16 protein-coding genes and 1 tRNA gene are annotated in these 24,466 nt (G+C 39.5%); 14 read left to right on the top strand and 3 right to left on the bottom strand.

The features are described 5' to 3' along the window. Positions 1 to 12 precede the first annotated feature (12 nt). The 7 genes from EQG49_RS07280 (at position 13) to EQG49_RS07310 (ending at position 13,114) form a co-directional block, all read left to right on the top strand. Positions 13 to 3,312, top strand: coding sequence for an Ig-like domain-containing protein (locus EQG49_RS07280; RefSeq protein WP_133363354.1), 3,300 nt, complete (start codon positions 13 to 15; stop codon positions 3,310 to 3,312). 135 nt (positions 3,313 to 3,447) lie between these two features. Next, the gene (locus EQG49_RS07285; RefSeq protein ID WP_165964823.1) at positions 3,448 to 6,108 is read left to right on the top strand and encodes an Ig-like domain-containing protein; all 2,661 of its coding nucleotides are present in this window, start codon (positions 3,448 to 3,450) and stop codon (positions 6,106 to 6,108) included. Between the two features lie 358 nt (positions 6,109 to 6,466). Next, positions 6,467 to 7,873 carry a tRNA uridine-5-carboxymethylaminomethyl(34) synthesis GTPase MnmE gene (gene mnmE / locus EQG49_RS07290; RefSeq protein ID WP_133363356.1) on the top strand — a complete coding sequence of 469 codons (1,407 nt, stop codon included), beginning with the start codon at positions 6,467 to 6,469 and terminating at the stop codon, positions 7,871 to 7,873. A 9-nt stretch (positions 7,874 to 7,882) separates the two neighbouring features. After that, a complete protein-coding gene (arsC, locus tag EQG49_RS07295; protein ID WP_133363357.1) occupies positions 7,883 to 8,284 on the top strand; it encodes an arsenate reductase (thioredoxin) in 402 nt (133 codons plus the stop codon). 39 nt (positions 8,285 to 8,323) lie between these two features. Next, positions 8,324 to 10,240 carry a tRNA uridine-5-carboxymethylaminomethyl(34) synthesis enzyme MnmG gene (gene mnmG, locus EQG49_RS07300; protein ID WP_133363358.1) on the top strand — a complete coding sequence of 639 codons (1,917 nt, stop codon included), beginning with the start codon at positions 8,324 to 8,326 and terminating at the stop codon, positions 10,238 to 10,240. Between the two features lie 109 nt (positions 10,241 to 10,349). Then, the gene (locus EQG49_RS07305) at positions 10,350 to 11,690 is read left to right on the top strand and encodes a dihydrolipoyl dehydrogenase family protein (protein ID WP_133363359.1); all 1,341 of its coding nucleotides are present in this window, start codon (positions 10,350 to 10,352) and stop codon (positions 11,688 to 11,690) included. A gap of 203 nt (positions 11,691 to 11,893) precedes the next feature. Further along, positions 11,894 to 13,114, top strand: a complete 1,221-nt coding sequence (locus EQG49_RS07310; RefSeq protein WP_133363360.1) for an NAD(P)/FAD-dependent oxidoreductase — start codon at positions 11,894 to 11,896, stop codon at positions 13,112 to 13,114. A gap of 287 nt (positions 13,115 to 13,401) precedes the next feature. Here the strand turns inward: EQG49_RS07310 and EQG49_RS07315 are convergent, their stop codons facing one another. The 3 genes from EQG49_RS07315 to EQG49_RS07325 all read right to left on the bottom strand — a co-directional run bounded on the left by EQG49_RS07315 (position 13,402) and on the right by EQG49_RS07325 (position 15,768). Further along, a complete protein-coding gene (locus EQG49_RS07315) occupies positions 13,402 to 13,560 on the bottom strand; it encodes a lacticin 481 family lantibiotic (protein ID WP_133363361.1) in 159 nt (52 codons plus the stop codon). A gap of 182 nt (positions 13,561 to 13,742) precedes the next feature. After that, positions 13,743 to 14,498, bottom strand: coding sequence for a LytR/AlgR family response regulator transcription factor (locus EQG49_RS07320; RefSeq protein WP_133363362.1), 756 nt, complete (start codon positions 14,496 to 14,498; stop codon positions 13,743 to 13,745). Between the two features lie 16 nt (positions 14,499 to 14,514). Further along, positions 14,515 to 15,768 carry a sensor histidine kinase gene (locus EQG49_RS07325; protein WP_165964824.1) on the bottom strand — a complete coding sequence of 418 codons (1,254 nt, stop codon included), beginning with the start codon at positions 15,766 to 15,768 and terminating at the stop codon, positions 14,515 to 14,517. Between the two features lie 163 nt (positions 15,769 to 15,931). Here EQG49_RS07325 and EQG49_RS07330 point away from each other — a divergent pair, with 163 nt between their 5' ends. From EQG49_RS07330 to EQG49_RS07360, 7 genes are all read left to right on the top strand, one after another. After that, positions 15,932 to 18,700: a type 2 lanthipeptide synthetase LanM family protein gene (locus tag EQG49_RS07330; protein ID WP_133363364.1), complete on the top strand. Its 2,769-nt coding sequence runs from the start codon at positions 15,932 to 15,934 to the stop codon at positions 18,698 to 18,700. 11 nt (positions 18,701 to 18,711) lie between these two features. Further along, positions 18,712 to 20,829, top strand: coding sequence for a peptidase domain-containing ABC transporter (locus tag EQG49_RS07335; RefSeq protein ID WP_133363365.1), 2,118 nt, complete (start codon positions 18,712 to 18,714; stop codon positions 20,827 to 20,829). Then, the gene (locus EQG49_RS07340) at positions 20,822 to 21,718 is read left to right on the top strand and encodes an ABC transporter ATP-binding protein (RefSeq protein WP_133363366.1); all 897 of its coding nucleotides are present in this window, start codon (positions 20,822 to 20,824) and stop codon (positions 21,716 to 21,718) included. The genes EQG49_RS07335 and EQG49_RS07340 overlap by 8 nt, the downstream gene beginning before the upstream one ends. A 2-nt stretch (positions 21,719 to 21,720) precedes the next feature. Beyond that, the gene (locus tag EQG49_RS07345; RefSeq protein WP_133363367.1) at positions 21,721 to 22,464 is read left to right on the top strand and encodes an ABC transporter permease; all 744 of its coding nucleotides are present in this window, start codon (positions 21,721 to 21,723) and stop codon (positions 22,462 to 22,464) included. A gap of 3 nt (positions 22,465 to 22,467) precedes the next feature. Continuing rightward, entirely contained in the window at positions 22,468 to 23,211 is a 744-nt protein-coding gene (locus EQG49_RS07350; RefSeq protein WP_133363368.1) for an ABC transporter permease, read from the top strand. Positions 23,212 to 23,244: 33 nt separating this feature from the next. Further along, positions 23,245 to 23,315 (top strand) — tRNA-Cys (locus EQG49_RS07355). A 41-nt stretch (positions 23,316 to 23,356) separates the two neighbouring features. Continuing rightward, a complete protein-coding gene (locus EQG49_RS07360) occupies positions 23,357 to 23,974 on the top strand; it encodes a DUF6037 family protein (protein ID WP_133363369.1) in 618 nt (205 codons plus the stop codon). Positions 23,975 to 24,466 lie beyond the last annotated feature (492 nt).

Raw genomic sequence — 24,466 nt, forward strand, 5'->3', positions numbered from 1 at the left:
GAGGCCACATTTATGAAGAAACACAAAAACTTGAAGACCGTTTTATATAGTTCATTAGTACTTGGTGCGGTAGTTGTAGCTTTTAATGCAAATACAGCCGGTGCTAGTGCAGCGACTAATAGTAATCAACAACGTTGGGGGCAAGCGCAGTTATTCGACGCGGCAGCCGCAACGGACACACCCGCCAAAGAAGTCGCAGCCGTATTTGCGACAGATGGCGATGCTACCACCTACCAAACGAGTGATACAGCGGTTAATAGCGCAACGGTTGATCAGTTGACCGCCGCAGTTAAAGCTGCCTCAGATGCTAATGATTCAGATGGTGCTACCAAGGCTTTAAAGGATTTGGATGCGTACTATTTGGCAGTCGGTGATAATGCGCTCGATGCCCAAGGGACGATTCCCATTGATGAAGCGCACTTTCCGGATTCAATTTTCCGGGCCTTTGTGGCAACAATCGCCCAACAAGCAACTGGTAAGGATGTCAAAGTCTTAACACCAGATACGTTGAAGATGTTTGGGCAATTAGATTTGACGAATTTGCATTTTGATAATCTAACCGGTATTCAATATTTCAAAGCCATCCAAAAATTAACGTTGAACGGTAACAATGTTGGAGATTTATCAATTTTGAAAGATAACCCAATTTTGGGTGAATTGTACGCTCACGACATGGGTCCCGAGTTAGCAACGGCGGATGTCAGTGAATTACCAATTTTGTACAAAGCACAATTTGGTTCACTTGGAGCGACAAGTATCAGTGATGATGCTGACAACATTGATTTAAAAGCTGAAGATGTGACGGTTACCCGTGATCAAAACTTAAAGAAAATTGTTACTAATTCAACACTTGATGAATTGGGCGTTGTATTTTCCGATAGCTTGACCACGATTGACACATCACAAAGTAGCCACTTAACAACGCTGCAGTTATCGCATAATGGTGGTTTGAAAAATCTAGATGTGACGAAAAATCCTGAATTACAATTATTGACGATTCGTGATTCAAGCGCCATTGAAAAGTTGGATTTGAGTAACAATACTAGTTTGACAAACTTAACCATCGCAATGACGCCACCAGATAGTGCTGACAAAAACAGCCAAGTGACTTTAAAAGACGTTACTTTACCAGATGCGAAGAAGCTTTCATTGTTAGATTTGGAAAATCTGAGTATCACGGCTGATCAGTTAGCCAAAGGTTTAGAAACGTATACCGAGTTGGATAGTTTAGTATTGCAAAATACTGGTTTGAAAACCGTTGATTTATCAAATAATCCTGGTTTGACAGTCGCCGTGTTAGCTAATAATCAGTTGACTGACATTGCTGGTTTGGCTAAGTTACAAAACCTCGATAGTTTGTTTGTTGGTAGTAATCAATTAACTAGCTTAGATTTATCGAAGAATCCACGGGTAGCACGCGTTAATGCCGCGGATAACCAACTTAAGACGTTAAAGGTTGCCCCACAATCAACAGCAAATGGTGGGCAAAAGATTTCATATTTAGATGTCCGGAATAATAAATTAGATGAAGCGAGTTTCAATAGTACGTTAGCGCAATTATCGGGCTTAACGACACTGTTGGCATCAGATAATAATTTAACGCACGTCGACTTAGCTAAAAATATTTATCTAAGTAATATTGATTTATCAAACAACCACCTGCGGACATTAGATATGAGTACGAACGTTTCTAATAACCGGAGTGGTGCGAATATTTCGGGCCAAACGGTCGCAGACCAAGCATTCTACGCACAAAAAGATGCGCAAGGCGCCACGAAATACTATTTCAACTTGAAGCAGTTTTTGAATGAAGCTTCAACCGAAGATTTAGCACAATACGCAACGGTCCCAGCGCAAATTGATTGGAAATTAGACCCAACAACTGGGGTGGCGGTATATCAAGGTACCGGGCAACCAACGGATATTGAATATACGTACAACGTTGGTGCAATGCTAACAATGCCCGTTCACGTTGATTTACAAGCTGATCCAACCGTGGCAGCCTACCATGTTGACTTTGCGGCAACTGATAGTAAAACCACGGTTACTGCCAAAACAGTTGACCTCTCATCAACTGATGATGGTGTCTTGACCGCTGACCAAGTGCCAGCCTACAAAGTCAATGATGCCAACTATCACTTTGTTGGTTGGGAAGATGCGACCGGGCAAGCCATTAAGCTTAATCAAGCCGGCCAAATTATTGGTAGCAAAACATTGTACGCAGTGGTTGCACCGAACGCTTACACGATTTCATTTGACACTGCTGGTGGCACTAAATTAGCTGACACACAGGCGAAAACGGCAAGTGGCTCAAAAACTAGCACGTATACATTACCAGCCGGACCAACAAAAGCGGACTTCAGTTTTACTGGTTGGGAAGATGATCGGGGCAATACCTACAAAGCTGGTGATACCGTTAAGTTAACGGCGGATACTAAGTTTACTGCACAATACCAAGCTAATGGTGCGACTGCCGTTAAGCTGGCAGTGGCGGTGACAAGTAACAAGGCAACGGATACGGGAGCAACCTTAACTGGTACGGCAACAGCCGGCGCAAGTTTAGCGGTTGTTGATCAATATGGTGTCACAGTTGCGACTGGTACGGCTGACAGCAAGGGTGCGTTTACCTTAACTGCTAAAGGCGTAGTTGCTGGTGATACTTTGACCGTAACTGCTACCAAGACTGCGACGGCCACGCAAACTTACACTACCGCGACGGCCAACAAAGTGGTTGCTGCTGAGCAGGTGGCAGTGAGTGTACCAAAGACAACTCCTAAGACCCCAGCGCCAGCTAAGAAGAAAGTTGCAACTAGCTTGAAACTTGATAAAGCTTACACCGCTAACAAGTATGTCACTGGTAAAACTGAAGCAAAAGCGCAAGTTACGGTGACAACTAAGGCTGGTAAAGTTCTTGGCAAGGTTAAGGCAGCAACGAACGGTAAATTCAAAGTTAAGTTGAAAACTACTAAGGCACAGACGGTCTATGTCAGTGTTAAAGCAATTGACACTAAAACTACAACAAAAAACACGACTAAAAAGGCACTTAAAGTTACAAAGAGCCCTGCGCCTAAGCGAAGTACACTCAAAGTTACTAAAAAGACCTTTACAGGTAAGACAACCCAAGGCGCAACTGTTAAGTTATACAACGCCAAAGGAAAGGTCGTTGCACAGAAACACGTAACGACGAAAAACGGTAAATTCTCAATTAAGTTGAAGCAAACTTATAAGAAGGGTACTAAGTTCACCGTTAAAGTTCAAAATGATCACGCACATGGCTTTGCCAAAGCTCAAACGAGTTTTAAAGCTAAGTAATTAATGTGATGTCGAAAAAACGACCTAACAATGCCTTTTGCAGGGGCTTTTGTGAGGTCGTTTTTTTCAATAATAATTTATTTGCTGGATAGACATCACGAAAAAACAAACGAGTTCAGGGGAGGGGTTTTATTTATGAAGTTAGCAACAAAAGTTAAATTAGGATTATTCAGTACGGTGTTATTAGGAACCGTATCAGTTGGCGTTTTTACGAATGTTGTCCCAGATGCCGTTGCCGGTCATAGTACGTTAATTCGGGCGTCGGCAGCTGAAACGGATAATCAAGCGTATCAAGTTGGTGTCGGCACACACGTTAACGGTTCATTTGGTCCCAATTACTATTTTAATATTGCAAAGTATTTGGGCACGCAATACACAGACCTTAAACTCACAGGCGACTCAGCGACGAGCACAGTAACCGGGTGGACGTTAAAAGATCAAAATGTTGCGTATTATAACGGTGTGTCACAGCCGACCACAATTAGTTTTAGTTATACAGATAGTGATGGTAAAACCCAAAATAAGACGGTTACCTTAAGTGCCGACTTAGTCCGGACTAGTTTTAACTTAACGTTTAAAATCGCCCCAGCAGATGCAAATAAAGTTACGTTAGCCGCTGGTGTGGCCGCCGATATTTCAAACGTTTTGGTGAACCCGGATGGGACAGTTAGTGTGGTAATTCCCGTTTCGGCTACCGAATCATCAAGTGGCGCCAATAACGGGATTGCTTCATTACTGACACAAGCTGATTTGGATAAGAATTTACAATTAACATTTTTGATTCAGGGTTATGGTTTGACGGAATGGAACACCAAAGCGGATGGAACTGGTACGGCGTTGGCGTTAAATAAGCTAGCGGCGGGGCAATATGAAGACCAAACTTTCTATGCCGTCGTAAAAAATACAACCAACGTGCGTTTTAAAGCGGACTCAACGCGCAGTGATTCAGTGGATGCAATTACCGCATCTTTGGATGATAAAACGCAAATTGGTACGGTGACAGCCCCAGATGTTACCGCTAAACCGGGTTACCGTTTTGATGGTTGGGCGGAATTTAACAGTGATGGGACGTCAGTTGTTGATGGAGACGGCAAGCAAGTTATTGTCCAACCACATGCGACCGCTAGTGTTAAGCGTGGTGCGTACTTTGAAGCGCGGTATACGGATTTAAAACAACTGACCGTAACTTTGAATACCGGTAAGGGCACATTTAGCTACACGCCAGCAACGGTAAGTAGTAAGCCAACCGATGCAAAGGGAAACAACTTGTATGTGGCGACCGATTACTATGATGATCAAAATGGATTTGCGTTGGGTAGTATCCCAACCCCGGAATTAGCCAATTATCAATTTGACTATTGGACCGACGCGCAAGGCAAGCAAGTTGCCAGTTATCCTAATCCAAAGCTAACAGGTGCCACAACGTACTACGCGCACTATACGGCGTTACCTAAGTATTCACTGACGTATGATTTGAATGGCGGGCAAGCAACGAAAACTAGTGAAACCGTGTACTTCGATAACAATACCGGTTTCACGTTACCAGCTGGACCAACAAAGCAAGGGACTGAGTTTGCATATTGGCTAGGTAGTGACGGTAAAGCATACGCCGCCGCGAGTGGGGTTAATTTAAGTGATTTTGCTAGCAAAACCCTGACGTTTAAGGCTGTTTACACTGCTGATGTGGCGCAATACCAAGCGACATTTGTGGTAGGTGGTACGAAAACGAGCGTGAAATTCTCCGGTAACTTACTCGATGGAACAACGGCAAGTATCTATGATGGAAATACTGCCACGTTGCAGGATTCAACTGGAGCAACGTTTGACTATTGGTTGGGTAGCGACGGTAAAGTCTATGGCGATTACACAACTTTGCCAGCGAGTGATATTACACTGACGGCCGTTTTTGTAACCGGTGAAAATACTGGAGTAGCGAAAAAAATTACATTTAAGACCGCAACCACGGCGAAAAATGTCAGCTTACCAGCGGATGAAAATGGCACAATTAACTACTACGGTCGTTATTACTTACCGTATACAACGCCAACGGCTGACGGCCAAGTATTTGCCTACTATACTGATGGCAAAGGAAATCATTTCCAACCAGGGGACGCAATTGCGATTGCCGATAGTGGCATTACCTTAACCGCCGTGTTTAATAGCGTGGCAAGTACTAACGCGGATGCGGCTAGTGTAATTGATACTGCTAGCGAGTATAGCGATACAGCGCAGGCTGATGCAGATGCAGTGAAGAAAGCAGCGGAGCAAGCGAAGGCAGACGCAGCGAAGAAAACCGCGGACCAGGCCAAAGCGGACGTAGCGAAGAAAGCGGTAGACCAAGCAAAGGCGGACGCAGCCAAGAAAGTAGCAGACCAGGCCAAGGCCGACGCAGCCAAGAAGGCAGCAGCCAAAGCCAAGGCCGACGCGGCGAAGAAGGCAGCAGCCAAAGCTAAGGCGGACGCAGCGAAGAAAAAGGCAGCAAAGGCAAAAGCAGCGGCGAAGAAGAAAGCCGCTAAAGCAAAAGCGGCTGCCAAGCAAAAGGCGGCTAAACCCAAGTTGAAAGTAACCGTGAAGCACACAGTCAAGAAGTTCACTGGCACAACAACTAAGGGGGTCACAGTTAAAGTTTATAATGCCAAGGGAAAGTTACTTGGTAAAGCTAAGGCCAATGCCAAAGGTAAATTTACGATTAAGCTAAAAAAGAAGGTCGCTAAAAAAGCTAAGTTGAAGTTTGTGGTACAAAACAACAAGGCAAATGGTGCCAAAAAATTAACTAAAACAATCAAAGTTAAGTGAGTTAACAAATCCACGTCAATGCCGGCGTGGATTTTTTTGTCTTTGGATTCGCTTACAAATAAGAAGTAACTCTTGACATCAACGCGGGAACTCCTTAGAATGTAGGTAGTTTGCGAATATTGTCGCAAAGGTATTATTGAGAATAATAATTAAATAGCTACCGAAGTAGTGAAAGTGCTTCGCCACCTAGAAATATAGGGGTGGTGTATGCACTTTTTTTGTACCCAAATTACATGGTTGGGTATGCCCGAACGGCTACCCAAACTATATGATTGAGCATGCCCGAACAGCTACCCAAATTACATGATTGAGGTTCTCCATACGACTGACCTCAAACGCAAAAGAAAGGATCTTAAACATGGCTAACGCTGGAAGTACCATTACAGAATTTGACACGATTGCCGCTATTAGTACGCCACCTGGCGAAGGGGCGATTTCGATTATTCGTTTAAGCGGTGAAGAAGCCGTTGACGTTGCTTGTCGGGTTTTCAAAGGCAAGAACTTAAGCAAAGTTGATTCACACACAATTAATTACGGACATATTATTGATCCGGATAAAGATAATCAAGAAGTTGATGAAGTGATGGTCTCAGTAATGCGGGCACCACGGACATTTACGCGTGAAGACGTCATTGAAATTAATGCGCACGGTGGGATTGTTGCGACTAACCGCATTCTCCAATTGCTCTTGAGTAATGGTGCCCGGTTAGCTGAACCTGGTGAATTTACCAAGCGGGCGTTCTTGAACGGCCGGATTGATTTGTCACAAGCAGAAGCCGTGATGGACTTAATTCGCGCTAAAACTGATCGTTCAATGCAAGTTGCTTTGAATCAATTGGATGGGAACTTGTCTGGTTTAATTCGCAAGATTCGGAAGGACATCGTGGATACTTTGGCGCAAGTCGAAGTTAACATTGATTACCCTGAATATGATGCGGTTGAGCAAATGACAACGCAATTGTTATTGGAACAAGCAACGAATGTGCAAGCACACGTTGCGCAATTATTAAAAACGGCCAAGCAAGGTAAAGTTTTACGTGAAGGTTTGGCAACAGCGATTATCGGCCGACCAAATGTGGGTAAGAGTTCAATTTTGAACCACTTGTTGCATGAAGATAAAGCGATTGTGACGGAAATTGCTGGGACAACCCGGGATGTGATTGAAGAATACGTCAACGTCCACGGTGTGCCTTTGAAGCTGGTTGATACCGCTGGGATTCGTGATACAGAAGACGTCGTTGAAAAAATCGGGGTCGAACGTTCACGGGCTGCGATTGTTAAGGCTGACTTAGTGATGTTGGTGCTGAATACGAATGAACCATTAACCGATGAAGATCGTGAATTGATTAAGATTACTGCTGATAAGAAGCGGATTGTGATTTTGAACAAGACTGATTTGGAACAAAAATTAGATCCAAATGATATCGCGAGTTTGATTGAACCAAACGAAATGATCGCTGTTTCAGTTTTGAAAAACTTGAACATGGACTTATTGGAAGAAAAAATCGCGCACTTGTTCTTTGATGAAGGTATCGAAAACAATCAAACGACGGTGATGGTCACTAACGCGCGCCACATTGGTTTATTAGCTAGCGCAAGTAAGTCGTTGCAAGCGGTCATTGATGGTGTTGCGATGGGGATGCCGGTTGATATTGTGCAAATCGATATGACGGATGCCTGGGACAAGCTTGGTGAGATTACTGGGGATTCGGTCCAAGATGATTTATTGACGGAATTATTTAGCCAATTCTGTCTTGGAAAGTAGGAATTCGCGATGACGCAAGTATATTTTTTATGTACTGGTAACTCATGCCGCAGTCAAATTGCGGAAGGATACGCCAAGCAAATGCATCCTGAATGGATAATTGCGAGTGCCGGTGTTGAACAACATGGTTTGAATCCACGGGCCGTAGCGGTGATGGCGGCAGATGGTGTTGATATTAGTCAGCACACGTCAAAATTAATCGACAACGATTATTTGCTGTCATCAGACTTAGTAATTACGTTGTGTGGGGATGCACGCGACAAGTGTCCAGTGACCCCACCGACAATTGAACGGTTGCACTGGGGATTAAACGATCCTGCTCAAGCGACTGGTACTGAGGATGAAATCATGGCGGTGTTCCGCGAAGTTCGTGATGAAATAAAAAAACAGATTGAAAATTTAGCAGTTTAATAACGCGTATTTAAGCGCAAATAAATAGGAGAATTAATTATGGCAGTTATTCCATATGATGCTGGCGAATACGACGTAATTGTCGTTGGTGCTGGTCACGCTGGTTCAGAAGCCGCTTTGGCAGCCGCGCGCATGGGTAACGAGACATTATTGATGACGATTTCACTTGAAATGGTCGCATTTATGCCCTGTAACCCTGCAGTAGGTGGTCCCGCAAAGGGAATTGTCGTGCGCGAAATTGACGCCCTTGGTGGTGAAATGGGTCGTAATACCGATAAGACATACGTTCAAATGCGGATGTTGAACACTGGTAAGGGTCCAGCTGTGCGCGCTTTACGTGCTCAATCAGACAAAGACGCTTACCACATGGAAATGAAAAACACGATGGAACACACGCCTAACTTAACTTTACGTCAAGGAATTGTCGAAGAAGTGTTAGTTGAAGATGGCGAAGCTGTTGGCGTGAAGACCTCAACTGGTGCGATGTACCATTCTAAGGCCGTTGTGTTAACCGCCGGAACTTCATCACGTGGGAAGATTATTATTGGGGAATTGATGTACACATCAGGCCCTAACAACTCACAACCTTCAATCAAATTGTCAGAAAACTTGTTGGATCTTGGTTTTGAACTCAAGCGTTTCAAGACTGGGACACCACCACGGGTTGATGGTTCAACGATTGATTTTTCAGTGACCGAAGAACAACCTGGGGATGAAAAGCCGAACCACTTTAGCTTCACCTCAAAGGATGAAAATTACCTTGCTTTGAAGCAACAATTGTCTTGTTGGTTAACTTATACAAATGAACACACGCACGATATTATTCGTGAAAACTTGCACCGGGCACCAATGTTTACTGGTGTGATTGAAGGGGTTGGCCCACGTTACTGCCCATCAATTGAAGACAAGATTGTGCGTTTTGCAGATAAGTTGCAACACCAATTGTTCCTCGAACCAGAAGGCCGCAATACTGACGAATGGTATGTTCAAGGTTTCTCAACTTCAATGCCTGAAGAAGTGCAATTGAAGATGTTGCACTCAGTGGCTGGTTTGGAAAATGCTGAATTAATGCGTCCTGGTTACGCCATCGAATACGACGTGGTGGCACCACACCAACTTCGGCACACTTTGGAAACTAAGGTCATCAAGAACTTGTTTACTGCCGGTCAAATGAACGGAACTTCTGGTTATGAAGAAGCCGCCGGTCAAGGAATTATCGCTGGTATCAATGCCGGTCTCCGTGCCCAAGGTAAAGAAGGCTACGAAATGAAGCGTTCTGAAGGTTACATTGGGGTTATGATTGATGACCTTGTAACTAAGGGAACTAACGAACCTTACCGTTTGTTGACTTCACGGGCCGAATATCGTTTGTTGCTCCGTCATGATAACGCTGACTTGCGTTTGACTGAAAAGGGTCACGAACTTGGGATGATTTCCGACGAACGTTATGCCGAATTTACAGCTAAGCGTGATGCGATTGAAGCGGAAAAGAAGCGTTTGAACACAATTCGTATCAATCCAAATGAAGCCTTGGATAAGTACCTCGTTTCTTGTGGTTCTAACCCAATGAAGGATTCTGTATTGGCTGCTGAATTGCTTCGTCGGCCAGAAGTTGACTACGCTAAGTTGTTAGAATTCGTGCCAGCGAGCGCAACGCCACTTGATCGCTACGTGATTGAAGAAGTTGAAGTGCAAGTTAAGTACGAAGGCTACATCAAGAAAGCGCAAGAAAAGGTTGATAAGCTCCACCGGATGGAAGCTAAAAAAATTCCGTTGAATATTGATTATTCAGCTATTGAAGGTTTGGCAATTGAAGCCAAGCAAAAGTTAGCGAAGATTGAACCAGAAACTTTGGCGCAAGCTTCACGGATTTCAGGGGTTAACCCAGCCGACATCGCCATTTTGAGCGTTTACGTGCAAAATGGTCGCATCGCTAAGTTACCAGCTGAAGTATAAATAAAGTACTAAAAATCGGCTAACGAGTGTAACAACTTGTTAGCCGATTTTTTGCGTTGATTGACACTTCCCGTATAATTAACATAATAAAGAAAAGTGGGGTAGGAAAATGAAAAATGTTACGTATGATGTTGGGGTAATTGGTTCAGGACCAGCCGGATTGGCGGCGGCATTTCGGGCTAAGGGACAGGGTAAAAGCGTGGTGATTATTGAGAAATATCTCTGGGGTGGCACGTGCCCAAACTATGGTTGTGATCCTAAAAAAATCTTGATGAGTGCCGTTGAAGGCGTGACACGCGCCCAACAAATGAGTAAAGCCGGCTTAAAAGGTACGTTAGCGATTGATTGGCCAGCGTTGATGGCACACAAACAAACGTATGTCGATGCAGTGAAACCGCGCAAAACGAAAGGGTTAGATGACGCCGACATTGAGCGCGTGTATGGAGCAGCCCAATTTATTAGCACCGATGAAGTGCTAGTTGCCCAAGCTGATACAACAATTAAAGCAACTGACTGGATTATTGCGGTTGGGCAACGTCCAAGCACATTACCGATTCGCGGAGCCGAATTATTAGGTGATAACGAAACATTCTTGAACTTAGCTGAAATGCCAGCCACAATCGCATTTATTGGGGCCGGTTTTGTGGGGATAGAATTTGCGACAATTGCGAGTGCGGCTGGCGCACAGGTGCATGTGATTGATCGGAGTTCAGAAGCGCTAAGTGGGTTTGACCCAGAGCATGTTGACGACGTCGTGCAACATTTGGCAAACGATGGCGTTGAATTTCATTTTGGAGTTGGCGTTGTCGCAGTGACGCGCAACAGTCAAGGCTTACAAGTTGAGTTGGCTGATGAGACAAGTTTGCAAGTCGATGCCGTTTTTAATGCAGCCGGGCGCACGGGCAATGCCGATTTATTGGCTGTGGATAACGCGAATATCAAAATTGATGAACATGGCGAAGTGCTTGTGGATAACTATTTGCGCTCAAGTAATCCACATGTGTATAGTATTGGCGATGTTGCGAGTTCACCAGTGCCAAAGATTGTCCCTGTGGGTAACTTTGAGGGTCGCTATGTTGCGGACTTACTGACGGGCGCAACGACAGCGCCAATTAGTTATCCTGCGACACCAGTTGTTGTTTTTGCAAAACATCGGCTGGCGCAAGTTGGCATGACGATGGCTGCCGCGCGTGCAAATAACTATAAGATTATTGATTTTGATGTAACTGATGTCATTACTTTCTACCGTTCATTAGATGCCGCTAAAGTGCGCGTGGTGGTTGATAATAATGACGTAATTGTTGGTGCAAGTGTCGTGGCTGATGAGGCTGAAGAACTCATTAATTATTTTGTGACGATTATTAATACACATCGGACGTTTGCCCAAACGCAAGCTAATATTTATGCTTATCCATCATTGGGATCGGATATGGCGGATTATTATGCATAAATTATTATAGTGATTAGTAAGGGCTATCTTTGGTAATAAAAATCCGAGTTCGGTATACTTAAATTGTATAGAGTATGCAATTTTACGGGGTATCGAGGGTCGGTGGGGCAACCTCGTGTATGTAGTATTTAACGGAATTCGAGGAGCTGGTCGAGCATCCTCGTACATGCAGTTTTTAACGGAATTCGAGGAGGATTACAAAGATGGCAAAAACAACAATTGGAATTTTAGGAGCCGGTTATGCTGGTTTGCTAGCATTAAAAGTTTTGCAACATAAGGCTAAGAAGGATGTGGCAATCACTTTAGTTGATCGGAATGACTATCACTATGAAGCAACCGATATTCATGAAGTTGCAGCCGGTGGTCAAGGACCAGAAAAAATTGCTTATCCAATTAAAGATGTTGTTGATGACAAAGTGACAACTTTTATCCAAGGCTTAGTAACTAAAATTGATAAGGAAACTAAGACGGTTGAAATTGAAGGCCATGCAACAATGACTTTCGATTATCTAATTGTGGCACTTGGTTTTGCTTCTGAAACATTTGGCATTCCTGGGGCACAAGAATATGCATTACCCATGGATGATGTGGAAACTGCTAAGGCGGTCCATGAACACATCATTAATAAACTTGTCGATTATCAAACATCAAAAAATCCAGAAAACTTGAAGTTCTTGGTTTGTGGAGCTGGGTTCACTGGCATTGAATTATTGGGGGCGATGTGCGAACAAAAATCAGGTTATGCCGAAACTGCCGGTGTCACGGATGACGAAATTCAAATCATGTGCATTGATGCATCATCAAAGCTCTTACCAATGTTCCCCGATGAGTTGACGGCGTATGGTGTTAAGAAATTGACTGACCAAGGTGCTGTGATTATGACTGGCAAGGGAATCAAAGAAGTTCGTGATGGTGCGGTGGTTTATGAAGATAACTCCGAAACGCATGAAATGAAAGAACTTACTGCCGGCACAATTATTTGGACAACTGGTGTGAGTGGTAGTCATGTCATTAAAGATTCTGGTTATGAAGCTCGGCGTAATCGTGTTTCAGTAACACCAGAATTGCAAGATCCGGACGATGATCACATCTATGTCGTTGGTGATGTTAGTGCCGTGATGGACGATGAATCCGGTCGTCCATGGCCAACTACTGCGCAAATTAGTCTTGTAATGGGGCACACAGCAGCCGAAAATATCATCGCTGATATGGCTGGCGAAACGCTTGAACAATTCACCTACAAAACGCAAGGTACCGTTTGCTCACTTGGGAATACTGATGCGATTGGGATTGTTGGCAAGAATAGTCAAGTTAAAGGCTACCCAGCGTCTGTCCTGAAAAAAGTTATCATGAATAAATCATTGATGGAAACTGGTGGTATGAAAGAAGTCCTCCACAAGGGGCGCTTTGATTTGTATCACTAAACTTGAAAAATTAATTAATATGCTAATTGCGCTGTCCTGGATTTTGGGACGGCGCTTTTTTTGTGTGAGTCAGAAAAAGGCCTATCATTCGATAAGCCTGTAATGTTGAAATTAATTAATGTAATGAGAAAATATTTGTGGGTGAGACACGACACGTCCGCTCTGTAAAATATGTCTAATTTATCTGTGTTGAAGTAAGCATGTTAACGTGCTTTAGAGACTGCTAGTCAAAGCAGGTGGTCTAAATACGAAGCTGCAAACTACCTCTTGTCCCACACCCTAAAATCTTAACAACAAGTTAAGATTGCTTGATAAGTGTTCATCTTACATTCGTGAGTCAAAGTCTTGATTACACCAGAACCCTTACCTTTGGCACCAAGAATGTCATTCAATTCTAATTCTGAAACTTCATCCAATGCGGTTAATGCTACTTCGTTCATCTTCATGATAGTAATATCCTCGATTTCTTCTCTTTGAATTCTAACAACTTTCGTTGCACTAATTAATCAACAAGTTAAGAGTAATTGTTATTTAGCAGACTGTAAAATTGACCAGAGTTAGGGATAGGTGTCGTGAAGATTACTTAAGTTGGTTTAACGAGACCAAAAATTTGGTTTAAAGTGAATTATCAAATTATCCAATTGAAGTAAGCTAAATCTTCTTTGACATTTGTTAATCTACGTTTTGAAATGCCTGTAATTTCTTCGTTGTTTGAAAGTAACACTTTATAATTTTGCTTAATTCGATCATATTCAATTTTTTCAATTCGGCTAATTGGAATTAAAGATGAGCGAGTAATCGTTATGAAACCAAAGTTATGCAATTTATCATATAATTCCTGCATGGTTTCATTTGTAGTGAATGAAGTGTTGTCAGTTAAGTTAATTCGTACTTTACGTAAAGATTTATTTATTGAAACAATCTCATTTACTGGAATCATGTTGATAACATTTTGCACCTTAATACCAATTTTTACGTTTTCAGATTTTAGTATAGGAACATTGTGGTCCACTATATGGTTTAAACGTTCAATAGTATCTTGAAGTCGCACAGCATCAATGGGTTTTGTAATGTAGTCAACCGGTTCTGTATCATATGCATCAAGTGCAAACGAAGGATCTGATGTGCAGAAAACAAGGTTTATTTGTGGATAATGTTCCTTGATTTTTTTGCCGATTGCAACGCCATTTTCGTTTGTGAGAATAATATCTAGGAATAATACATCGATGTTTTCATAATTTTCTTTGATGTATTGCCATGCTGAACTAAATGAATTAAAAGTGTTTAATACATTAACGTTATTATAGAAGGCCAAGAGCGTGGTAAGCGATTTAATACTAATATCGTCATCGTCAATAATTATTGTATTTAATTTTGTGTGCATCGTTTATGCCCCTATTTCATTTAATTGGTAGTTCAACTTGTATCATAACCATATCGGTATTAGGAACTGTAATAGTAAGAGTTCCATTGTAAGTGCTTGTTATTTTATCTATTATATACATCCCGTACCCATGCTCAGTTTTGTTAACTTTCGAGGTTATCCCGGGCTTTAAAATGTTGGTTTGTAACTTGTCTGGAATTGAACCAGAATTTAATACTTGAATATTAAATTGTTTTTCGTCAAACGAAAAATGTACTGTGACTTTCCTGTCTTGTGAGTTACTTGCTGCCTCTATTGCATTTGACATGAGGTTATTGAGTAATCGACTTAAGTCATACAAGTCAATAGGTAGCGTTGATAAATTCGAATTATAATATATATTCAAATTTATGTTATTTTCTTTAGCGATTACCTGGTGATTAAATAATAATGCGCTTAATTCGGGATATTTTAAACTAGCTATGGCATTAATAGATGCATTATCGATTATTAATGAACGGAGATATGCCTCTAACTCGTTGTATTGCCTTAATTTAACTAATTGATTAATTGTATTGATATGGGAGTTATAGTCATGCCGGCTAGCACGGATTGAATTAACGTAATTGTTTAAATCTTTAACTTGTTCTACGTGAAAACGCGTTTGTTCTTGTTCAATTGCGTGCTGATAGCGAGTAATCACGATGGTACTAACTAGCATTGTAAGTGCAAAAAATAATAGCATTACTAAGCCAACTGTAGAAAAGCCCAACGATTTAATAGAATTGTGAATAGTAGTGCTCGTAATTGGAATTGCGACAAGAAAAATTGAAAAAATACATAAAAATAAATTGGTGTGTGTTTGCCAAAATTGTTTAATATTTTTATTTTGGGCCTTCTTGTTAATCACTATTCGTAAAATTAGGGTAATAATATTTACGAATAGAAAGAACACGGGTAGTAGTGCTTGTGAAGACAAGATGGGAAGACTCATGCTATTTAGTAAAATGATGTAACCGATAAATAAAAGTACAAATAGTGCTAGACCAACAAGATAAGTCAGCAGCATATTCTTTCTATGGGTTACTAAAATAATACAAATTGTGATGATTGAAAATGCAATTTCTAAAATGCTATTTGAATGCGATAACGGGAAAAATGAGTATATTAAGCCATTACTTACAACAAGCAATGTTGTTGTTGCAGTTCGGAATGTCAAAAGATTCTGCTGTGTTATTGTGGAACCGATATTTAGAACTGACACAACTACAATAAGTAACATTATTATCATAAAAAAATTCCCCCATGAATTAATAACTTTAAACACAATATATTTTACTTTAATCATCAATGTACCACAATGGAGCGTATTTTGGTGTTTTTCAATCAATTAGGCATAATTACCTTTTGGAGTTAATGTAAGTCCATACGAGGGCAATGGGGGACGACGAAAATTGATTGAAAATAAAGCAGAAATCAAATTATTCCAACAGTTTGCAAAAAAATATATCGCCATGAAGCAGATTGATTGGAAAATTAATGAGGAATTAATTTCGAGTAATAGATGTGTAGAGCTCGTAATCAATGATTTAGGACGACCACTTGTTTATTTGGTAAATGAGGCGCGGTTGAACGGTCAGTTGATTGGAGATACTCCGCAGGAGAGGTATCAAGATTACATTACTCGTTACATTGACACCGGTAAGTCTGCCAAACGGTTGGGGGAATTATTTCCAATTCTAGTAAGTGATTTACAAAATGATATTAAGCAGTATAGCAATGAAATAAAGAACATCATGAAACTATATGAGCAAGATCAAATTGAATTACAACGAGACGGTGTAATATCTCGTATTGAGCCTATCAAGAGTGTTCGTATTGAAGGTGATCTGCATGGCGGACAAGGTGTTGCAATAGTTGAACTTACGGATAAGCAAAGGTTTGTCTACAAACCAAAATCAATTGCTAACGAAATTTTTGTCAATGGGGTATTAGAGTTTGCGGAGCGTAATAGTACGAAGGTGCTAGAAAATTATAAGTTAAAAGCGCTGGATAAGGATTGTTATGGGTGGATGGAATATGTTTCACACAGTGATTTAAAATCCAAAAATGATGCATTTCAATACTATCAACGGCTAGGTCAATTAACTGCAATTGCATATATTTTGGGACTGTCAGATTTGCATTTTGAAAATTTAGTAAGTCAAAGTGATTTTCCTGTATTAATAGATAAAGAAGTAATTTTTTCTGAATCGTTGCTGACGCCTCAATTGTTAAATAATGCGCAAGTTCGTGTGAATGAACGAATTGTAAATTCTGTCACGGGTACGGGATTATTACCAATCAAAAACGAAAATAAAAATTTTGGTGGTGATACAAGCGCATTTATGGGTGGAACTTTTACAACAAAACAGCGGGTGTTGGAAAATGCGGGCCGAGATGATTTGCATTTTGTGCGTAAAGTGGTTAGGACAAAGAACACGGATCACTTGCCGTCGTACGATAACATACCAATTCTGCCAAGTGATTATTTACAATCAATCAAACTAGGATTCCAAAACGTTTACTTTAGTATTTTCGATAACAAACAAAGTTTTATTGAATGGGCTGAGTTGCCATCCAAAGCGATAAAATCAAGGGTGTTAATAAGAAATACGATGGAATATGGAACTTTATTACAAGCAGCACAGTCACCAACATTCAGCTCAAAGCGGGCAGCACTATTTAACAAATTAAGAACATATCCGGCTCTTGAAAGTGAAACTGTTATTGATTCTGAAATTGCACAATTGGATATGCTAAGTGTTCCATTTTTTTATCAAAGGTGTGATTCAAATAACGTATATGACATTTTTAATCAAGTGGTATATTCGACTGGGCAGTCTTTGTTCACAAATTTTAAGAAAGTCATTAATAAAATGAGTTTGTATGATTGTGCTGAGCAATTAACTATGATTGATTTTTCAATCACCAGTATGGAAAAACTTCGATATGACGGTACTAAGTTTAATAGATATGACAACTCGAAACATGTTGTAAATGATGAAAGCCGGCTTGATACTGCTAAAGCAGCGTTGTTGAAAATTATCATTGATAATGCGGTAGTTGGTGATGATAATACGGTGAATTGGATGAACTTAACCGTAGGTGAATTGGATGAATTTGAATTTCAAGTTTCTGATAATAGTTTGTACAATGGTGTCGCTGGTTTTGCGCTACCATTGTTACAAGCATACCAAGAGAGTCATTCAGTGAAATTAAAGAAGTTATTAGAACAAGTTGTATGCACTCTAAAAAATGATACCCAGGAAAGTGACTATTCACTATTTAATGGACGGCTTGGACAATTGTTGATCATCCAAAATATTGAAAAAGTTTTGAATTGTAATCAATCAGAAAAAGAACCAATTAAGCGATGTTTGCAAGATACTGTTCATTCAACAAGAATTCTTTACGATGATGTGATAGCGGGATATGCTGGCCAAATAATTGCAATCTACAAAAATGTAGATGATTTGTCGGATTATATGGATGAATTAAATGGGTTGGGAAACATTTTATTGAAGAATGGAATTATTAAGGGTGATACGGAATACTGGCAAGCGCGTGATGGTTCAACGCTAGTTAATCCCAGTTTTGCTCATGGAAACAGTGGTATTCTTTCTGCGCTTCTGATTATGTACAAGTTAACTGCTGAATTAAAGTACTTCAATGCGTTTCTGTGTGGATGGAATTTTGAAAAACAGTTTAAGACAGACTTGGGATGGAAAGATTTACGCAAGAGTGACAAACGCGAATCACCATATTGGTGCCATGGTGCCGCAGGAATCTTAGAAGCCCGGCTAATTTGGGTACAAATTGATGATGAAATGCACTGTTTAAACGCTGAACAACGTTTGAATGTAGAAGATGAATGTTGGTTAGCAACAAGAAATTTGTTGAACATTGGGTTACAGTTGGAGAATTTTTCATTATGTCATGGGGTGATGGGAAGTTTAGTTGCCCTGAATGATTTTGCAAGGTACGTTGATAATGAAAAAATTAAGAGTATTGTGAAACACCATATGAACGTTGTATGTGAGTTTGGATTGGAAAAAGGTTGGATTTGTGGATTAGGTACACATTATTTCTCATATGGCCTTTTCACTGGTATTTCGGGTATTTTATTAGGCATTGATACAATTAGCTCTGATACAGAGTCGATATTATCACTCAAGCTGTAAGGAGGAGTATTTTGAAAGTTGTATTACAAAATAATAATCAAGACTGCTTATTAGCTTGCTATTCTATGATTTTGTCATTTTATGGGGCAAATGTACCTATTTATCAATTATATGATCAAGATTTAATCCCGCCGGATGGATTATCGGTTGAATTTCTAAAAAAATTAAACACGAAATACGGTTTGAAAATGGGAGCATATAAAGGAGGGATGGATAAAATAATTTTGGTGTTTCGTCGCCTTAATGCCCCGTTCATTATTCAGTGGGAAGATAATCACTTTGTAGTGGTAGAAAACATACAAAAAAAATGTGTTTCGATTGTTGATCCGAATTATGGACGTCGAAAGGTTTCATACGGCGATTTTGAGAAGGGGTACAGCGGATACGTTATATTATTAAAAAACACGAGTAACTTTATTAAGCGGCAAAAAATAAATGAGTTTTATCCATATTTACTAAATGCATTTAAGGGTAAGAATTCAATTCAGTATTTAATTTCGTTAGGGTTGATACAATTAAGTACTATTGGATTTTCAATTTTAATAAAACAGATATTAAGTAATCAGTTTCCAATTATTTCAATCATTGCGATGGTGTTAGCTCTTTGTCTAGGTCGCTTTATTGGATATCTGTTTGAACGGACTGCGCAAATCAATACCAATTATAAGTTTGAGGAGAAAGTAACCACTAAGCTTTTTGAGGGGATATTTAGCCGACCATTGATGTACTTCAGGAATAATACTCCCGGAGCCGTGTTGGAAAAAATGAATTTACGTACATCAATTCGTGACAGTATGTTGTTTAATATAATCCCGGCAATGATTAACTTTTTGTCAGTGTTTGTACTGTTTGGATATTTGATTCTTATTTCGCCTCAACTATCGTTGGTAGCATTAATAGTTACATTTTTATATGGGGTGGTGAATATTCTTATATACAAGAGACGTATTGCGTCTAATTCTGAATATATTCAAAACTTAATTAATTTATCGGAAACCATGCAAGAAGACTTGGTATCAATTGATCAAATAAAAGCTCAAAATTTTGAGAATAAAAGTGTTCAACGTTGGAAAAACAGTAGTTGGAATACGCAAGTAGCATATAACGGCTTATTAAAAATTGATTCATTTGCCAATTTTTTTAGTCAATTTTTTACTTTTGTAAATGTAACATTATTAATCACTTTTGGAATGTACCTAGTTTCCAAGAATAGCTTAACGATTGCTGATTTAGTGCTTTTTCAAACGGGCGTAACTATGTTTATGGGGGCAACGTCTCAAGTCCAAGCTGCATTGTTCGACTTATCAAATATAGATGTTTATGGTAACAAACTAGCTGACATGTTTGAAAAAGTAAAAGCAAAGTCAGATAGTTTCATTACTGATTCTGATACAAAATCTGAAGTAGCAATTCAGGTTAGAAATGTAAGCTATGATTATCCTGGAACGAGAGATAATATTTTACAAAATATTACATTCGATATTAATAAAGGTGAAAAAATTGCGATTGTTGGAGCTTCTGGTGCGGGTAAAAGTACGCTGTTGTTAATTCTTTTGGGGTTACTACCCGTAGAGGGGATAGTTGAATACGGAGATAAAAATTTCAGAAAAAATCTCGGTGTAGTACTACAAAATATGACTATGAGCAAAGGGACGGTTCTTGATAACTTAATTGATAATGAAATCACGCAAGAGAGTTTTGATGATGTTAATGCAGTATTGCGTGATGTAAATATTTTTGATGCTGTTAACAAATTACCCAAGAAGTTAGACTCACAGTTATTTCAACAGGGAAAAAATTTGTCAGGTGGTCAAGTACAACGATTGTTGATTGCGCGCTCTTTGTTGAATCAGTCAAGTCTAGTTTTTTGGGATGAAGCTTTCAGCAGCTTAGATAATCAAAATAGAAAATACCTGTATGAACATGTTCTGCGTAATGACTATTATTCGAATAAAACCATTGTGATGATAAGCCATCACATGGATGTTACTGATTTTGTAGACAAAATTATTTATGTAAATCAACGGACACACCAGGTTGAAGTAGGAACGAAGGAAATGCTTCTACAAAGTTCTAAAGATTATCGAAACTTTATATCCAATTTAGAAGGAAGTGAAAAATATGCATAATGTAATTGAAATTGATGGTTTAACCAAATCGTACGGTGGGAAAAAAGTATTGAATAATTTGAGCATCGTCGTCCAACAAGGGGATATTTATGGCTTTTTAGGTCCGAATGGCGCAGGAAAATCTACAACAATGAAAGCAATATTGCGATTGATTCAAACTAATGCGGGGGAGATTAAAGTATTCGATGGCGAAGATATTAGTTTGTCAAATGAATACTTACGTGACGTAGGTGCGCTTATTGAAGAACCGTCATTCTATCCTAATTTATCGGGTTACGAAAATCTCGAGATTGTTCAAAAACTTGCTCATTTACCAAAAGAGAATATAACAGAAGCTTTAAAGATTGTTGGGTTGAATGATAATGCTAAAAAATTAGCGAAGAATTATTCGCTTGGAATGAAGCAACGGTTAGGAATTGCGTTAGCATTGGTTAAATTTCCTAAGTTATTGATATTGGATGAGCCAACTAATGGTTTGGATCCTGACGGAGTTCGTGAAATTCGAGAAACAATTAAGTCATTACCAGCAAAGTACGGAATGACGGTGATGATATCAAGTCACATTTTATCCGAGGTTGATAAAATGGCAAATCGCATAGGTATCATCCAGAATGGAACCTTAAAATTCCAGGGGGCATTGGATGAATTAAAGGCAGCCGATTGTTTGGAAATTAAAGTCGATAATTTAGAAAAAGGTTATGAACTACTAGATCAAGGTGGTTTTGATGTAAAGCGGGAAGATGATGCGATTATCTCATCAAATATTGAGCGAGGTAATGTAATCGATATGAATAGTTTATTAGTCTCAGAGGGGGTTGGTGTTTACGGTCTGAACGTGCACCATGAATCACTGGAAGAGGTCTTTTTAAAATTGACGAAAGAGGCGTAGAGATGAAGTATTTACAGTTAGAATTTTTTAAAATGAAGCGCCAACACATGTTCATTCCGTTAATAGTTATTTTTCTAGTTAATTGTTTATGGTTTTTTATGGCCATCATGAAGACTGCAAATATGACTCAGCGTACTTTTTCATTTAATCAGGAATATGTATTGATGGAATTTATGGTTGTAAACGGAGTATTTATGCCGTTATTTCTATCGATTCTGGCTTCACGATTATCTGCCCCAGAACATGAAAATAGAATGTTTAATGTACTAACTATTAATAATGAAAATAGGCAAAAATTATTTAACGCGAAAGCAGCAGTGGGATTAATTGTTATTTTAGTAAGTATTGCTTTGCAATATGTGCTTTTGAAAAAAATAGCTGAAGTGTATCATATTTCATTCAACGGCCATTTGCTGGGTATTACGTTATTTTCTCTCTGCCTAGCATCATTTACGATGTATGTGTTCCAATTATTGCTTTCGTTCTTTTTAAAAAAACAAGCAATCGGTATTACTATTGGGTTAGTAGGAACCTTCATGTCGTTAGTTACCAGTGGGATGATTTCAGATAGGGTTACACGACTACTCCCAATTCAATATATCGGACTGCTCACGCCCGTTCGAATGGTTGGGAGACTGTTGGTTATTAAGCCAGATATATTTGTTAATTTAGTTGTTGTGTGCCTCGTTGGTTTTGCATTATTTGTAATAGCGCAAGTTAAATCAAGAAGAACTATGAGAGGATAAAGGATGTTAGAACTGATAAGAATTGAAGCAAAAAAAATGAAGCATAGTTTTTCAATGGGGATGTTATTGATTGGCGAAGTTGTCGGGTTATTATTTGGAACAATACTTTATGTTATGAATGCGGGAGTTTTTAAAGCTGAACATAGCCAATGGTTAGCTTTGTGGAGTGAAGGTACAGTGTTTTCATCACAAATTTTTATCCCACTGTTCACGGCAATTGTTGTTGCTTTAATTTGTAAGGTTGATATAGACAATAAGAACTTTGAACGAATGGCACAGTTGCCTTTAAAACCTTTGAAAATTATTATTGCTAAGTTTTGTTACCTTTCGCTGATTACGTTAGTTGCACAAATAATTTTTCTAGTATTATTCGTAGTTATTGGCGCGGTTCTACGCTTTCCCTGGATGCATAATGTATCACAATTTATCCGATGGACGTTTATGGGGTGGATTGGTTTATTGGCCATAATTGCAATACAATTTCTAATTTCATTACTGATGAATAGTCTTGCCATTTCTGTGCTGGTGAGCTTTGCCGCATCGATTGGTGGGTTTGTTGTAGCGCTATTAAGCAAAAATGTTGTCACATATTATCCGTTTTCACAAATGATGATAGGTATTCATTCGAAGGAATTATTTGGAATGAGTGCAACACAGGTAATAACATTCTTAATCACAGTGTTTACGTGTATTGTGTTTGGGTTGATTTTAACTAACGTTGTCCTTACAAAGCGATTAAGACGGTGATGTGAAATATTTGAGGTGTGGTAGGCGCCTTATGATGGTATAGCCAAGTGGTAAGGCATGGGTCTGCAAAACCTTGATCGTCGGTTCGAATCCGATTACCATCTTTGTTATTAAAAGTTTCAAATTGATAGAAAAGGAGAAAATAATGTTGTTCAAGTTTAAGATGTTAACAGGAATTAAAGAAACGATGGATTCAAATCACCTAACGATTGCCACATTAGAAACCAACGTTGAAGGGATTCGATATGGAGTGATTTTTAATGTAGCTGCTAAAGATAAACAACCGAATTTGTTATTTATTCGGCCAGATAACGAAGAATATAAAATGGTATTAACAGGCAACTATGAATTCCCAACATTCTTGGGGAATAAGTTGACTGAGTTTAGAGACTTCTTTCAAATTAGTAACGCTTTGAAGAATGGAACTTTCAAAGTTGCCAATTTTTTTGAAAAAATTAATAGCGGGTTGCATATGAATAACCATGAACCGCAATACAATGAACGCGTGGTTTATTCACAAATGAATCGGCATGAAAATCCATTGGCAGTTTATTTTTCTACATTCATTTCTCATGAAGCAAATGGTGATGGAGAACAGTTTTCACAAAAAAATCGACAAAAAGTTTACGATTTGTTGCGAGATACTTACCGCGAAATTGATGGGCATAATATTTCTGTACGATTTTCGCCCAAAGATGCAAATGGTGATAGTGGTGCGGAAACACGGAGCATTCGTGAAAAATTGAAAGAATTAGATTTGTAAAAATCAATTAAGATAGGAAATATTTTCCTGCTACGCGTACAACCAAAACTTGTAGTATACGAAAAAATTAACATGAAGTAGATAATATCTGCTTGCGAGAAAGAAGATAATTAAAATGGAGCTGGGACATTTGCTATGTCCTTTTTGCTTTGTACATAATTCTATTTTAGATTTGTCTATCGTTTTACTTCATCCTCACGAAGAGCAGGAGAAAAAGTTAGCGGCTTTCTTCACTAACAGTGTAGGGTATAGGGGAACCCTTTTATTGATGATTTTTCGGTATTTATCTATTATTTCGGCAGCCAAAGTCACACCACTTATTTTGCCGTATATCTATACAGTCAATTCATCTCTGAAAATTGTGACACCTTTTTTTCAAATTTGCCAATTTTTTGCACACCGCTACTGACGAGCCAGTCCCTCGCCCGCGCGCATACACGTTGTCATATACTTTTATCATCATCGTCATCCGCGTTTTGGTTTTTTGATGAT

Origin of the sequence: Periweissella cryptocerci (genome assembly GCF_004358325.1) — a bacterium.
Taxonomy (GTDB): Bacteria; Bacillota; Bacilli; order Lactobacillales; family Lactobacillaceae; genus Periweissella; species Periweissella cryptocerci.